This window comes from Burkholderia sp. CCA53, from assembly GCF_001685525.1.
GTDB lineage: Bacteria > Pseudomonadota > Gammaproteobacteria > Burkholderiales > Burkholderiaceae > Burkholderia > Burkholderia multivorans.
On record NZ_BDDJ01000001.1, the window covers coordinates 866,783 to 879,856 of the forward strand.

General features: G+C 66.5%; 18 protein-coding genes and 1 riboswitch. Of the genes, 11 read left to right on the forward strand and 7 right to left on the reverse strand.

Features of this window, described 5'->3' with window-relative positions; translation table 11 throughout:
• Positions 1-167: 167 nt before the first annotated feature.
• From BCR55_RS04020 to BCR55_RS04030, 3 genes are all read left to right on the forward strand, one after another.
• Positions 168-470 (forward strand): YqjD family protein, encoded by a 303-nt coding sequence (locus tag BCR55_RS04020; protein ID WP_006401555.1) that lies wholly within the window; start codon positions 168-170, stop codon positions 468-470.
• A 119-nt stretch (positions 471-589) separates the two neighbouring features.
• Entirely contained in the window at positions 590-979 is a 390-nt protein-coding gene (locus tag BCR55_RS04025) for a phage holin family protein (protein ID WP_006401556.1), read from the forward strand.
• A gap of 43 nt (positions 980-1,022) precedes the next feature.
• Positions 1,023-1,463: a DUF3318 domain-containing protein gene (locus BCR55_RS04030; RefSeq protein WP_053297587.1), complete on the forward strand. Its 441-nt coding sequence runs from the start codon at positions 1,023-1,025 to the stop codon at positions 1,461-1,463.
• A 64-nt stretch (positions 1,464-1,527) separates the two neighbouring features.
• Here the strand turns inward: BCR55_RS04030 and BCR55_RS04035 are convergent, their stop codons facing one another.
• The 7 genes from BCR55_RS04035 to glyA form a co-directional block, all read right to left on the reverse strand.
• Positions 1,528-1,971 (reverse strand): type IV pilin protein, encoded by a 444-nt coding sequence (locus BCR55_RS04035; protein ID WP_006406390.1) that lies wholly within the window; start codon positions 1,969-1,971, stop codon positions 1,528-1,530.
• A gap of 6 nt (positions 1,972-1,977) precedes the next feature.
• Positions 1,978-2,475, reverse strand: coding sequence for a hypothetical protein (locus tag BCR55_RS04040; RefSeq protein ID WP_006406391.1), 498 nt, complete (start codon positions 2,473-2,475; stop codon positions 1,978-1,980).
• Between the two features lie 86 nt (positions 2,476-2,561).
• Positions 2,562-3,404, reverse strand: coding sequence for a type IV pillus assembly protein (locus BCR55_RS04045; RefSeq protein WP_006408668.1), 843 nt, complete (start codon positions 3,402-3,404; stop codon positions 2,562-2,564).
• A complete protein-coding gene (locus BCR55_RS04050) occupies positions 3,394-3,810 on the reverse strand; it encodes a prepilin-type N-terminal cleavage/methylation domain-containing protein (RefSeq protein ID WP_006401561.1) in 417 nt (138 codons plus the stop codon). The genes BCR55_RS04045 and BCR55_RS04050 overlap by 11 nt, the downstream gene beginning before the upstream one ends.
• Positions 3,807-4,370 (reverse strand): GspH/FimT family pseudopilin, encoded by a 564-nt coding sequence (locus BCR55_RS04055; RefSeq protein WP_006406393.1) that lies wholly within the window; start codon positions 4,368-4,370, stop codon positions 3,807-3,809. The genes BCR55_RS04050 and BCR55_RS04055 overlap by 4 nt, the downstream gene beginning before the upstream one ends.
• Positions 4,371-4,520: 150 nt before the next feature.
• Positions 4,521-5,000, reverse strand: a complete 480-nt coding sequence (gene nrdR / locus BCR55_RS04060; protein WP_006401564.1) for a transcriptional regulator NrdR — start codon at positions 4,998-5,000, stop codon at positions 4,521-4,523.
• 6 nt (positions 5,001-5,006) lie between these two features.
• Positions 5,007-6,254: a serine hydroxymethyltransferase gene (gene glyA, locus BCR55_RS04065; RefSeq protein ID WP_006401565.1), complete on the reverse strand. Its 1,248-nt coding sequence runs from the start codon at positions 6,252-6,254 to the stop codon at positions 5,007-5,009.
• 136 nt (positions 6,255-6,390) lie between these two features.
• A riboswitch (ZMP/ZTP riboswitch) is annotated at positions 6,391-6,490 on the reverse strand.
• A 179-nt stretch (positions 6,491-6,669) separates the two neighbouring features.
• Between glyA and BCR55_RS04070 the strand changes: the two genes are divergently transcribed.
• The 8 genes from BCR55_RS04070 to ybgF all read left to right on the forward strand — a co-directional run bounded on the left by BCR55_RS04070 (position 6,670) and on the right by ybgF (position 13,053).
• Positions 6,670-7,416 carry an SDR family NAD(P)-dependent oxidoreductase gene (locus BCR55_RS04070; RefSeq protein ID WP_006401567.1) on the forward strand — a complete coding sequence of 249 codons (747 nt, stop codon included), beginning with the start codon at positions 6,670-6,672 and terminating at the stop codon, positions 7,414-7,416.
• Positions 7,417-7,516: 100 nt separating this feature from the next.
• Positions 7,517-8,002 carry a tol-pal system-associated acyl-CoA thioesterase gene (gene ybgC / locus BCR55_RS04075; protein ID WP_012467499.1) on the forward strand — a complete coding sequence of 162 codons (486 nt, stop codon included), beginning with the start codon at positions 7,517-7,519 and terminating at the stop codon, positions 8,000-8,002.
• A gap of 163 nt (positions 8,003-8,165) precedes the next feature.
• Entirely contained in the window at positions 8,166-8,843 is a 678-nt protein-coding gene (gene tolQ, locus BCR55_RS04080; protein WP_006401569.1) for a protein TolQ, read from the forward strand.
• 10 nt (positions 8,844-8,853) lie between these two features.
• Positions 8,854-9,303: a protein TolR gene (gene tolR, locus BCR55_RS04085; RefSeq protein ID WP_006401570.1), complete on the forward strand. Its 450-nt coding sequence runs from the start codon at positions 8,854-8,856 to the stop codon at positions 9,301-9,303.
• Positions 9,300-10,352, forward strand: a complete 1,053-nt coding sequence (tolA, locus tag BCR55_RS04090; RefSeq protein ID WP_065494216.1) for a cell envelope integrity protein TolA — start codon at positions 9,300-9,302, stop codon at positions 10,350-10,352. The genes tolR and tolA overlap by 4 nt, the downstream gene beginning before the upstream one ends.
• 109 nt (positions 10,353-10,461) lie before the next feature.
• Positions 10,462-11,757 (forward strand): Tol-Pal system beta propeller repeat protein TolB, encoded by a 1,296-nt coding sequence (gene tolB, locus BCR55_RS04095; RefSeq protein ID WP_006401572.1) that lies wholly within the window; start codon positions 10,462-10,464, stop codon positions 11,755-11,757.
• A 17-nt stretch (positions 11,758-11,774) separates the two neighbouring features.
• Entirely contained in the window at positions 11,775-12,284 is a 510-nt protein-coding gene (gene pal / locus BCR55_RS04100) for a peptidoglycan-associated lipoprotein Pal (RefSeq protein ID WP_006401573.1), read from the forward strand.
• Positions 12,285-12,303: 19 nt separating this feature from the next.
• Complete coding sequence (ybgF, locus tag BCR55_RS04105) at positions 12,304-13,053, forward strand: tol-pal system protein YbgF (RefSeq protein ID WP_006401574.1); 750 nt, start codon at positions 12,304-12,306, stop codon at positions 13,051-13,053.
• The last annotated feature ends 21 nt before the right edge of the window (positions 13,054-13,074 follow it).

Genomic DNA, 13,074 nt, shown 5'->3' on the forward strand with positions numbered 1-13,074 from the left:
ATCGCGGGTGCTGGCGAAACTTTTTCGGTTGCTTGCCGCTCTGTTAGGGATTACGAGTCGTTTACCATTCGGTCTGGCACTGCCGCCGTGCGTCTTCCCGGCTCGCCAGCAAGCAGGCGTTTCGCTACGATGTGAACCTGCAGCATGACAGCACGAAGGGAGTTGCAATGTCGGAAATCAACAAGGAGAAACTGATGTCGGATATCAAAACCGTTCTCGCGGACGCCGAAGACCTGCTCAAGCAAGCCGCGAGCAGCACGGGCGACCGTGCGGCCGAGCTGCGCGAGAAGGCGATGTCTCGCCTGAAGCAGGCCAAGGAAAAGGCAGCCGACGTCCAGGTCGTCGTGGTCGAGAAAGGCAAGAAGGCCGCGCGCGCGACCGACGACTACGTGCATGAGCATCCGTGGACCTCGATCGGTATCGCGGCCGGCGTCGGCGTGCTGATCGGTCTGCTGATTAACCGCAAGTAACGCGCGCCGTTCCGTGTCGCGGGCCGCCCGGCGGCCCGCAGGATGCCGAAGCCCGGCCGGCGGTTCGCCGCCGGCCGGCTCGGTCCCAGCCGCCTATTGCACGCGCAAGCCAATCATCCATGACGACAGACACCACCTCGCAGGCGTCCGGCCACGGACCGCTGCGCCGCCTCGTCGGCTCGGCGATCGCCCTCCTGCAAACGCGTCTCGAGCTCGTCGGCATCGAGCTGGCCGAGGAGAAGGAACGCCTGATGGGCGTGCTGTTCCTCGGGCTCGCGGCGATGATGCTCGCGACGATGGCGCTCATCAGCCTGACCGTGCTGATCGCGATCGCGTTCTGGGACACGTACCGCTGGCAATCGCTCGCCGGGATCACCGCGCTGTACGCGATCGGCGGCATCGTCTGTGCGCTGAAGGCGCGCTCGGGCCTGCGCGATGCGCCGACCGTGTTCGACGCGACGCTGGCCGAACTCGAGAAAGACCGCGAGCTGTTCCGCGGCAAGTCGTGAACGCTCGCGCGTTCATCCTCGTCACCCACTTCGCCGACGCGCCATGAACCAGAATGACACGGGCACACGCCGCCCTCCTTCGTCGCGGTCGAAATGGAACGCCGCGCAACGTCGTGCGCTCCGCAAGGAGCTGCTGATCCTGCAATCCGAAGTCGAACGGCTCGAGCTCGCGCAGGCCGCGTCCGAAATGCGGCACGCGGTCACGCGCTTCAGCTGGCTCAAGGTATTCATCCCCGGCCTGTCGAGCGGCAAGTTCAGCCATTCCGCGAAAACCCTGAACGCGAGCCTCGGCAATCTCCTGAACCAGTATCCGATGCTGAGCTCGGTCGCATCGCTCGTGCTCGCGAAACCGATGCGCTCGCTATTGCGCGCAAGCGCCGGCCCGGCGTTGAAGTGGGGCACGCTCGGCTTCGCCGCGTGGGAAGCGTATCGGATCTGGAAGCAGTCGCGCAGCGAACGCCAGGTCGATACGTTGCGCGACTGAGCCCGGCGCTGCGATCGGGCATGCGCGTCGGATGCATCCGTCGCACTGCGCATGTCGATCGCGTTCAACGTACGCCCCAGCAGGCGGGTTCCCATTCGTCGGTGCCGTCGCGCTTCCGGTTTCCCTTCGTCCCGTCCGAACGCAAGATGAATGTGCCGCATGCATCGTCGCGCATCGGCCCAGTGTCGAGCGGCATTGCGTTCAGTTCATCAGCGGCCGCAGCGGCGTCGCCCTGTTGCGGCGGGCGTAACGCGATCCGATAGACGGGACGGCCGTCCGGAGGTGCGTGCGCGAGTGCTTCCGGCACCGTACGCGGCAGCCCGACGTCCAGCGTCTCGGTCTCGAGATAATGCGCCGCCCGATAGAGCGCCGATACCGCGGACGCGCGATGAACGCGCGCCATATGGTCGCGATACGACGGAATGCCCCATCCGGCAAACAAGCCGACGATCGCGAGCACGATCATCAGCTCCAGCAACGTAAATCCCGTTCGTCGTGCCATATGCATGCTCGCTCATCGATGCAGCGCCGCAACGCGACGCCAGCGTTGCGCGACGACACGGCCTCCGCGCACGGCGAGCTGCGTTTGCAGCCAGACCGCGCTCGACGCCTGCGCGCCGACGCCGCGTGCGGTGATTAGATAAGCGCGACCGTCCGGCGGATCGGCATCGGGCCACGCCTCGATCAGGCAACGCGGCGGCTGCGCGGCCATCGGCCAATCGGCGAATGGCGAGAACGCATCGGGATGCGCGAGCGCCGGCATGCGTTGCCACATGGTCGGCTCGCGTTGAGGCTGGCCGTGCGGCTCACCTTGCAGTTCACCCCGCGACGCGTGTGCGCTCGAGTAGCGTGCAGTACCGCGCAACAACGCGGCGGTACACGCGCCGAGCGCAGCATCGGCCGCATGGAACGCGATCAAGCGGTCGGACAGCGCGCGCGTGCGACGCGACTCCGTCAACGCGGATTCGAACCAGATGGCGGTCAACGCTGCGACCGCTGCACTCACCGCCATCACGGCAGGCAGCGCGAGCCCGGCGTCGCGATGCCGGGAACTGCGACCGCGCCCCGCACCAGACCGTGTACTCGTTGCCCCGGGCGTCATTGCGAGTCCTCGCGTGCAGGTCCAGCGGGCGACGCTCTATCGTCGGACCGCACGGACGCATTGCGCAGCGCGACGATGCGGTGCAACGCGACACGCGCGCGCCCGTCTCGCGCCACGGATACGCGTTCGTCACAATCGGTGTACCGAACGCGCGCATGCATCGCTTCGCCGCGCGCCTGCACGCATAAATGTACGGCGACGACGTTGCGCCAATCGTCCGCCCGCATGACATCCGCACGGACGAACTGCGTATCGCCGCGCCGCAGATAACGCACGCGCAACTGCTCGATACCGGACACCACCGGTTGAGGGACGCCGGCCCGGCCGCTACCCTCGCAGTACAGTTCCGGTTCGCCGGTCGAAGGGCTGACGTGCGCGTCGAAACGATTGGCGACGAGCGGCCGTTCGCCCGGCGTCCCGACACCCTGCCCCAGACAATCGGACACGTGCCCGCTCGCAGTCGGCCATGTCGACACGGCATCGCCGATATAGCGCACGAGCAGCGCGTCGGACGATTGCCGGACGGAATCGCACTGCAGTTGCGCAGCGTCGCCTCGCATGCGCGCGGACGCACAGCCGAACACCGGCGACCACGACGACGAAGACGACGATGCACCGACATCCAGCGGACGAAACCCGGCCATCTGGACTTGCTGGCCGATCAGCATCAGCGCGGTTCCCGCCGCATCGCGCAGCGTGAATGCATCGTCTGCGCGCCGCTGTGCGATGCGCTGAGCGTGATACAGCGCGCCGGCTGCGGCCAGCACGAGCAGTCCGACGAGCATCGCGATCAGCACTTCGAGCAGCGTATGCGCACGCATCCGGCGTTCAGCGTTCATCCGCATCGACCTCCCGAAACGGAATGCGCACGCATGATGGCGGCTGCGCCGAGGGAATCGCGTTCCCGCACTGCGCCTGCGAAGGCGCTACGGTACGCTCGCCGCGCCAGGCCACGATCGCGAATTGCACGCCGCCGGGCCCGCTCGCAATCGCAGTCGAACCGCCGGGCAACGATGCAGCCGACAACGTCGCGACGCCACCGTCCGCGCCGCGAGCGGCACGCCGATATTCGAGGCGCGCGTCGGCAAGCCACAGCGCACGCTCGCGCCATACCGTCGCCCGCTGCGCACGCGCCATCGCGAGCTGGCTGCCCGCCACCGCCAGCATCACGATCGCGAGCAGCGCGATCGCCAGCATCGCTTCGAGCAGCGACGTGCCGCGCGACCGGTTGCGCGCCGCGATCATGCCGCGTCGCACCGGCCGGTCGACAGGCGCGCGCGGCCGCCCGCCGCAAGTCGTACGCAGCGGGACAGGCGCGCGCCATCGAGCGCCGGCACATCGCGCCGCGGACGCAATTCGAAGCGCCGGATTCCGCCGATCACCTGCCCCGCGGGCGGCACGAAAGCCAGTTCCTGCGCGGCGCCCGCCACGGCAATTTCCCGATCCTGCGGATAGCGCCGCAACACGCGCAACGCGCCTTCGAGCTCGCCCGCGACGACCCAGTCGCATGACCACTCGGCCGACCCGCAGCGCTGCGCGGCGTGCAGACAACCGCCGTTGCGGTCGGCACGACAGAGCGTGACGCGTACGCCGAGACGCGTTGCCTCGGCGCGCGCGAACGACAGCGCACCGAGCAATGTGCGAGCGCGCGCATCGACACGCTCGCGCATCCGCCACTGATCGAAGACGGGCACGGCGTAGAGGCCGAGACCGGCCGCAATCGCAATCGCGACCATCAGTTCGACGAGCGTGAAGCCGCCGACGTGTCGCCCGCCTTTCATTCCTGCCTGCCCGCACCGTTCCATCGCCGCGCTCCGCCAACGTGATGCAACGACTCTAGCGACGTGCGGCGACGCGCACCATATGCCGAACGGCCGACTGACGGCGAGCGCGTGCAACCGACACAATCGGCGCGAACTGAACGACAGGAGCAGGCGATGAACGGACGCAGCGCGTCAGCGCTTACGCGGAGGCTTGGCGGGAGAGGCGCGACGGAACTCTTCGATCACGTCGGCAAATTCGGACACGTCCTCGAACCGGCGATACACCGATGCGAAGCGGACATAGGCAATCGTATCGAGGCCGCGCAACTCGTTCATCACGAGTTCGCCGAGCTTCTCGCTACGGACTTCACGCTCGCCGGTTGCGAGCAGTTGATATTCGATGCGAGCGACCGCCGCGTCGATCGCATCCGCAGCAACGGGCCGCTTGCGCAGCGCGAGTTGCATGCTGGCGACGATCTTGCGACGGTCGAATTCGGTGCGGCTGCCGTCCTTTTTCACGACGGACGGCAGAGCCAGCTCGACCCGTTCGTACGTCGTGAAACGCTTGTCGCAAGCCGAGCAGCGACGGCGCCGGCGAATCGCGGCGCCATCTTCGGACACACGCGAGTCAACTACCTGCGTGTCGTCGTGCCGGCAGAACGGGCAGCGCATCGTCGATCAGCGGTAGACCGGGAAGCGCTTGGTCAGCTCGGCGACCTGAGCACGCACGCGCTCGATCGTCGCTGCGTCTTCCGGGTTCTCGAGCACGTCGGCGATCAGGTTGCCGACCTGCTCCGCTTCGGCCGGGCCGAAGCCGCGCGTGGTCATCGCCGGCGAGCCCAGACGAATGCCGCTCGTCACGAACGGCTTTTCCGGATCGTTCGGAATGGCGTTCTTGTTCACGGTGATGTGCGCGGCGCCCAGCGCGGCTTCCGCCGCCTTGCCGGTGATGTTCTTCGCACGCAGGTCGACCAGCATCACGTGGCTTTCGGTACGGCCCGACACGATCCGCAGGCCGCGCTTGACGAGCGTCTCGGCCAGCACGCGTGCGTTCTCGACCACCTTCTGCTGATAGGCCTTGAACTCCGGCGACAGCGCTTCCTTGAACGCCACGGCCTTCGCCGCGATCACGTGCATCAGCGGACCGCCCTGGATGCCCGGGAAGATCGCCGAGTTGATCTGCTTCTCGTACTCGGCCTTCATCAGGATCACGCCGCCGCGCGGGCCGCGCAGGCTCTTGTGCGTGGTCGTCGTGACGAAGTCGGCGTGCGGCACCGGGTTCGGATACACGCCGGCGGCGATCAGCCCCGCGTAGTGCGCCATGTCGACCATCAGGTATGCGCCGACCGACTTCGCGATCTTCGCCAGACGCTCGAAGTCGATCTTGAGCGCGAACGCCGACGCGCCCGCGACGATCAGCTTCGGCTTGTGCTCCTGCGCGAGCTTCTCGGCCGCTTCGTAGTCGATGTCTTCGTTCTCGTTCAGCCCGTAGCTGACCACGTTGAACCACTTGCCCGACATGTTGACCGGCGAGCCGTGCGTGAGGTGGCCGCCGTGCGCGAGGCTCATGCCCATGATCGTGTCGCCCGGCTTGAGCATCGCGAAGAACACGCCCTGGTTTGCCTGCGAGCCGGAGTTCGGCTGCACGTTGGCCGCTTCGGCGCCGAACAGTTGCTTGACGCGGTCGATCGCGAGCTGCTCGACGACGTCGACGTACTCGCACCCGCCGTAGTAGCGCTTGCCCGGATAGCCTTCCGCGTACTTGTTCGTGAGCTGCGAGCCCTGCGCGGCCATCACGGCCGGGCTCGTGTAGTTTTCCGACGCGATCAGCTCGATGTGCTCTTCCTGGCGACGGTTTTCCTGCTCGATCGCTGCAAAGACTTCGGGATCGACGTTCGCGATGGTGCTTTGGGCTCTGTCAAACATACGGTTTCCGTTAAGTGTGTACAGGTTGACCGGGTGGCCGAGTACACTGCGCTGCTGGCAGGACCAGCTCGACGTGGCGGAAGAATCCGAGGGACGCGAGGCAGGACAGCCACCGGCGATGCACGCGACGGCGCACAACGGCTGCCCAGGCGAACGGCAAAAACGGCGCCCTGCGCTTCACGGTGGGATGCTCCACCTTGAACCCGAGGGTTCTATCGCCAGTCACGCAGGGGTGATGAGCGCGTTAGTGTATTGGATGCGCCATGAATAGGCAACCGCGCCCCCGGCCGCACGAAGAATCGGGGCCGGAACCGAGTCGCCTTGTCCGGCGCACGCGACGCCGTTGTCGCGGTGCGGCAATCCCGGCGCGTTTGCGCGATACTACGCGCTACTTTTTTACCGACCAGGAGCAGCAATGATCGTGTTCGTCACAGGCGCGTCCGCCGGCTTCGGCGCCGCCATCGCCCGTGCCTTCGTCAAGGGCGGCCATCGCGTGGTCGCCACGGCGCGCCGCAAGGAGCGGCTCGACGCGCTCGCCGCCGAGCTCGGCGATGCGTTGCTGCCGCTCGAGCTCGACGTGCGCGACCGCGCGGCCGTGGAAGCCGTGCCGGCCGCCCTGCCCGCCGAGTTCGCGGCGCTCGACGTGCTCGTCAACAACGCGGGCCTCGCGCTCGGCGTCGAACCGGCCCACAAGGCGAGCCTCGACGAGTGGCACACGATGATCGACACGAACTGCACGGGCCTCGTCACCGTCACGCACGCGCTGCTGCCCGGCATGATCGAACGCGGCCGCGGCCACATCTTCAACATCGGCTCCGTCGCCGGCTCCTACCCGTACGCCGGCGGCAATGTGTACGGCGCGACCAAGGCTTTCGTCAGACAATTCAGCCTGAACCTGCGCGCCGATTTGCTCGGCACGCCTCTGCGCGTGACCGACATCGAGCCGGGCCTGTGCGGCGGCACCGAGTTCTCGAACGTCCGCTACCGCGGCGACAACGAAAAAGCCGCCAATGTGTACGCGAACGTGCAGCCGCTGATGCCCGAGGACATCGCCGACACCGTGTACTGGATTGCGACGCGTCCCGCCCATGTGAACGTCAACGCGATCGAGCTGATGCCGATCGCGCAAGCGCCGGGCGGCCCGACCGTGCATCGCGGCTGAACCGCCGTGCGGGCCCGGCCGACGGCCGGCCCGCGGTGTACTGCGACTACTACATTCCGTTACGAATCGGTTGCGAATCGGACCCTTCCCTTCCGGTAGAATGCGCGCCATGACTCAGCCTACCCGCTCGTCGGACGTGCCTTCCGGCTTTACCTGGCCGGTGCGCGTGTACTACGAGGACACCGATGCCGGCGGCATCGTTTTCTACGCCAACTACCTGAAATTCTTCGAGCGCGCCCGCACCGAGTGGCTGCGCGCGTGCGGTATCGACCAGCGTCGGCTCGCCGACGAGACGGGCGCGCTCTTCATCGTCCGCAGCACGTCGCTCGACTACCGCGCGCCGGCGCGACTCGACGACATGCTGACGATCACGAGCCGTCCCGCACGCATCGGTCGCGCATCGGTGGAATTCGTACAGGAAGCATGGCGTGGCGACACGCTGCTCGTCGCCGGGCAAATCCGCATCGGCTGCGTCGACCGCACCGGCATCCGGCCCGCGGCGATCCCGCCGGCCGCGCTCGATGCGCTGCAACGCGGGCCCGTCGCGAATGCCGGGCCCGGCGAACTGTCAACGAAGCTCGCATGAGCGCCGTTTAGACAAAGCCTATGAACTCGCCTTTCTGAATCGATACTAAGCAAGGTTCGACCTCAGGCGCGGCAGGCGCATTCCGGCCCCGCTCGCCGGCGCGTCGCACTGCACGCACACCGGGCGCCCCGGGCACCCCGAAGGGACGTTACTTCAAACCTCTATGAACACTTCTCAAGACCTGTCGATCATTTCCCTCGTTCTCAACGCGAGCGTGCTGGCCCAGGCCGTGATGGGGCTGCTGCTGCTGCTGTCGCTGATGTCGTGGACCTTCATCTTCCGCAAGTGGTTCGCAATCCGCCGCGCGCGCGCGCAGACCGAGCGCTTCGAACGGGACTTCTGGTCGGGCGGCGATCTGCAGGCGCTCTATCAGAGCGCCGCGAACAACCGCCACACGATCGGTGCGCTCGAGCGGATCTTCGAGTCGGGGATGCGTGAGTTCCTGAAGGCGAAGGAAAAGCGTCTCAGCGATCCGGGCCTCGTGCTCGACGGCGCCCGGCGCGCAATGCGCGCATCGTTCCAGCGCGAGATGGACGTGCTCGAATCGAACCTCGCGTTCCTCGCGTCGGTCGGCTCGGTGAGCCCGTATATCGGTCTGTTCGGCACCGTCTGGGGGATCATGAACTCGTTCCGCGGGCTCGCGAACGTACAGCAGGCCACGCTGGCGAACGTCGCGCCGGGCATCGCCGAGGCGCTCGTCGCTACCGCGATCGGCCTGTTCGCCGCGATTCCGGCCGTCGTCGCATACAACCGCTACGCGCACGACATCGACCGCCTCGCGATCCGCTTCGAGACCTTCATCGAAGAGTTCTCGAACATCCTCCAGCGTCAGGCCCAGTAAGGAGCACGCGATGGCAGGCACCCCCATTCGATCGAGCATGCGCGGCGGCCGCTCGCGCCGCGCGATGGCCGACATCAACGTCGTTCCGTACATCGACGTGATGCTCGTGCTGCTCGTGATCTTCATGGTCACGGCGCCGCTCGTCGCCCCGTCGATCATCAATCTGCCGACCGTCGGCAACGCGGCGCCGCAGGAGCAGACGCCGCCTGTCGTCGTCAACATCAAGGCCGACCGCACGATGAGCGTCAAGTACAAGGGCGACTCCGGCGCGACGCAGGAAGACACGATGACGAAGGCCGAGCTCGACAGCTTCATTTCGGCCCGGCAGGCCGATCACCCGGATCAGCCGGTCGTGATCGCAGCCGACAAGACCGTGCAGTACGATGCAGTCATGACCGTGATGTCGGATCTGAAGGCGCGCGGCGTCAAGCGCGTCGGCCTCCTCGTCAAATCGCAATGAACCGGTTATCCCCGCGCAGCACCGCCTATCCGCCTCAGCCGCCGCGCGAGCGCGGCACGTGGCGCGCGTTCGCGCTCGCCGCGCTGATGCATGTGCTGCTCGCGCTGTTTCTCTATCATGGCGTGCAGTGGCAAAACAGCACGCCGGCCGGCGCCGAAGCCGAACTGTGGACGGAGGTGCCCGACGTCGCGGCGCCGCGTCCGGTCGTGACACCGCCGGCGCCTGCGAAGGTCGCGCCGCCCCCTGCCCCGGTTCGCGACGAGCAGGCCGACATCGCGCTTCAGCAGAAGAAGCGTCAGCAGGAAGCGGCCGCACGCGAAGCGCTGCTCGAGCAGCAGCGCCGCGCGCAGCAGCAAAAGTCACGCGAGGAAGAGGAAGCGCGACGCCAGCAGCTTGCGGCCCAGCAGGCGGCGGCGCTCGCCGCGCAGAAGGCGGCCGAACGCGAAAAGCAGAAGCAGGCCGAGAAGCTCAAGCAACAACAGCTCGCCGAGCAGCAGAAGCTCGAACAGCAGAAACTCCAGCAGCAGAAGCAGGCGCAGCTCGAGGCGCAGCAGGCGGCAAAGGCGAAAGCGGAAGCGGCCGCGAAGGCCAAGGCGGAGGCCGCGGCAAAGGCGAAGGCCGAAGCAGCGGCGCGCGCGAAGGCCGATTCGGCCGCGAAGGCGAAGCTCGACCAGGAACGGCGCGCGCGTCTCGCGCAGATGCAGGGCTTGGCCGGTGCAGGTGAAGGCGGCGGCGAAGGGCTCGCGAAGAGCGGCACCGGTTCCGGCGCCGGCGGCAATGCGGCATCGCCCGGCTATCCGGACAAGGTGCGCCGCCGCGTGAAGCCGAATATCGTCTGGGGCGGCGAGCGTGCCGGCCTGACGACGGTCGTCGCGATCCGCTGCACGCCGTCGGGTAACGTGTTGAGCGTATCGATCCGCCGTTCGAGCGGAAATTCGGGGTGGGATCAAGCCGTGGTCAATGCGATCCAGGCGTCGGTCCCGTTGCCGCCCGATTCTAACGGTCGTACCCCGGCGGACATTACGATTACCTTCAAGGCGGCGGAGTGACGGGAAATGCGCTTACACTCCGGCCGTCGCTGTCCGACGGGAACGAATCGGGTATTTTTACAGTCTCTGCGGTTGCGCAGCGATCCATGTCATACGGGAAGCAAGAAGCATGAGTTTGATGACGAAGCTAGGTTTCAGGGCACTCGTGGCCTCGTGCCTGATTGCGGCCGGCAGTGCCGCTAACGCGCAGGTCAACGTGCTGATCACCGGCGTCGGTTCGACCCAGTTCCCCATCGCCACCGCGAACTTCGCGAATGAGGCAGGCCTGCCGCAGCAGGTCACGTCGATCGTCCGTGCCGATCTTGCCCGCAGCGGCAAATTCACCAACATCGACGCGGGCAGCACGCCCGTGCCCGAGACGGCCTCGGTCGATCTCGGCGCGTGGAAGGCCAAAGGTGCGAACGCATTCGTCGCGGGCAGCGTGAACCGCGAGGGCAACGGTCAGTACAAGATCAACTTCATCCTGTACGACACCGTGAAGCAGCAAAGCCTCGGCGGCCTGTCGCTCAGCGCCAACGACACGACGCTGCGCACGGCCGGGCACAAAATCGCCGACTACATCTACCAGAAGCTGCTCGGCGTGCGCGGCGTGTTCGCGACGCGTCTGTCGTACGTGATCAAGACCGGCAATCGCTACCAGCTGCAGATTTCGGACTCGGACGGCCAGAACGCGCGCATCGCGCTGTCGAGCACCGAGCCGATCATCTCGCCGGCGTGGTCGCCGAGCGGCACGAAGGTCGCGTACGTGTCGTTCGAGCGCAAGAAGCCGATCGTCTACATCCACGATCTGCCAACCGGCCGCCGCTACATGGTCTCCGACCAGAAGGGCAACAACAGCGCGCCGGCGTGGTCGCCGGACGGCAATACGCTCGCGGTCGCGTTGTCGCTGACGGGCAACACGCAGATCTACTCGGTCAATTCGAACGGCGGCGGCCTGCGCCGTCTCACGCAGAGCAGCTCGATCGACACCGAGCCGTTCTACTCGCCGGACGGCCACTGGATCTACTTCACGAGCGATCGCGGCGGTGCGCCGCAGATCTATCGGATGCCCGCGCAAGGCGAAAGCGCCGGCGCGGCGCAGCGCGTGACCTTCACCGGCAGCTACAACACGAGTCCGCGCGTAAGCCCGGACGGCAAGCTGCTCGCTTACATCTCCCGTACGGGCGGGGGCTTCAAGCTGTACGTTCAGGATCTGCAAACCGGCGCGGCGAACGCTATCACCAATACGAATCGCGACGAATCGCCGAGCTTCGCGGCAAACGGCCAGTACATTTTGTACGCCACGCAGTCGGGCGGTCGCAACGTGCTCGCTGCGGTGCCTTCCGACGGCAGTGCGCCGCCGCAGATTCTGTCCGTCCAGGGCGGCTCGGTTCGTGAGCCGTCGTGGGGGCCCTTCATGCAATGACCACAAGGAGAGTAACCATGATGTCGAAAAAAGTTCGTCTGGCCCTGGCCGTGATGATGATCGGCGCGCTCGCAGCGTGTAAGTCGGGTGTGAAGCTCGACGACAAGGCAAACGCCGGTGCAATGAGCACGCAACCGAGCGCCGACAACGTCGCGCAAGTGAACGTCGATCCGCTGAACGATCCGAACAGCCCGCTCGCGAAGCGCAGCATCTACTTCGACTTCGACAGCTATTCGGTGAAGGACGAGTATCAGCCGCTGCTGCAACAGCACGCTCAGTATCTGAAGAGCCACCCGCAGCGCCACGTGCTGATCCAGGGCAATACCGACGAACGCGGCACGAGCGAGTACAACCTCGCGCTGGGCCAGAAGCGTGCGGAAGCCGTGCGCCGCGCGCTCGCGCTGCTCGGCGTTGCCGATTCGCAGATGGAAGCCGTGAGCCTCGGCAAGGAAAAGCCGCAAGCAACGGGTCACGACGAAGCGTCGTGGGCGCAGAACCGCCGCGCCGATCTCGTCTACCAACAGTAAGTAACGGAAGAATCGCTGTATGACGCACCGTGTAACCTGGCTGCGCGCGGTCGCAGCATTCTGCGTCGTCGGCGCGGCGTGGTCGGCCGCGCCGGCGCACGCCGGCATGTTCGACGACAACGAAGCACGCCGCGCCGTGCTCGATCTGCGCAGCAAGAGCGACAACCTGGCGAACCAGTTGTCGGCTGCCCAGCGTACGATCCTCGATCAATCCGCCCGCCTCGACCAGCTGAACCAGCAGGTCGCGACGCTGCGCGGCGAGAACGAGGATCTGACGAACCGGCTGACGACGCTCGAGCGGCAGCAGAAGGAGTACTACGAAGATCTCGACACGCGTCTCAAGAAGTTCGAGCCGCAGCAGAAGACGATCGACGGCGTGGAAGGCACCGTGCAGCCGGGTGAAACGGATGCGCTCAACGCGGCGCAGCAGCAGTTCCGCAACGGCAACTTCAAGGCGGCTGCGGCTTCGTTCCGCAGCTTCATCGCGAAGTATCCGCAGAGCCCGTACCAGCCGACCGCGCAATACTGGCTCGGCAATGCGCAATACGCGCTGCGCGACTACCGCGGTTCGACGGCGACGTGGCAAGCGATCGTGAGCAAGTACCCGCAGCACCCGCGCGCCGCCGACGCCCTCGTGGCGATCGGCACGAACCAGCTCGAGCAAGGCCAGAAGGCGGCCGCGAAGAAGACGTTCGAGCAGGTCGTGTCGCAGTACGCGGGATCGAACGCGGCGCAGACGGCGCAGGGTAAGCTCGAGTCGATCAAATAATTATCGCGGCGGGTTGTTGAC